Genomic DNA, 868 nt, shown 5'->3' with positions numbered 1-868 from the left:
AATAATATGACAAAATATCTCACCCGCGTTTTATCACATAACAACCTGCTTATATTTATCTTAGGGAACATAATGTTCTTCCTTAACGTTTAATATGCGATAAAAGAAATTGTTGGGTATTACTCACAATGGCTCTCCATTGCGGTAATTTTTCTACTGTAAAAGTCACTTCAACCAGTGAGCCTATTTCTGGTATCACAAAAAGGGCCTCACACCTGTAATACCTTTTCTCCAACGGGAGCCAGACACAATCAAATATCACGGGTATCCTCCCGTTAACTTCCGCCCAGTAATAACCATTAACATCCTCATCAAACCAATAAGGGCTATTCCTATCCTGTGGTTCTGCCCGGAATAATTTTGTGGTGGCTTTAACAAAAAAAAGCTCTAATTCATTAATATAAACAACCGGATCAAAAGTTTTATTCTCGTATTTTCTAAGTCTAAGATAGGCATCGCGCATAAAAGCAACATCAGTATCAGATCGTCTATACGGCTCAACACGCATTCTTAGCCCTTCATACTCCAGCCCCTGTTTATACCACAGCTCCTGATCCCCCGGCTGCATATCCGGCCAACTGGCGATCATTGGCAGCACCACAAAATTGGCATCACAACCTTTTTTATTATTAATAAAGTCCGGATCCCAGGCACTGGCCCCTTCATATTCCGCCCAGTAAATAATATAGCTATCCGGCACTTCCATTACATGACCATTAAATTTACCACAAACAAAACCGGGGCGATTTTCGGCGAAACTGAGTGATGACATTAGCAGAAAAGCCATTAGAAATAATATGACAAAATATCTCACCCGCGTTTTATCACATAACAACCTGCTTATATTTATCTTAGGGAACATAATGTT

1 protein-coding gene is annotated in these 868 nt (G+C 39.7%); it reads right to left on the bottom strand.

Features of this window, described 5'->3' with window-relative positions; all coding sequences use genetic code 11:
• Nucleotides 1-82: 82 nt before the first annotated feature.
• Nucleotides 83-868 (bottom strand): hypothetical protein (locus V1952_RS22120; protein ID WP_420075584.1); only part of this gene is annotated, 786 nt, incomplete at its 5' end.

It is taken from the genome of Yersinia sp. 2542 StPb PI (assembly GCF_048593855.1).
GTDB lineage: Bacteria > Pseudomonadota > Gammaproteobacteria > Enterobacterales > Enterobacteriaceae > Yersinia > Yersinia enterocolitica_E.
Note: the sequence above shows the minus strand (reverse complement) of the source record. Positions and strands in the feature narration are given on the sequence as shown.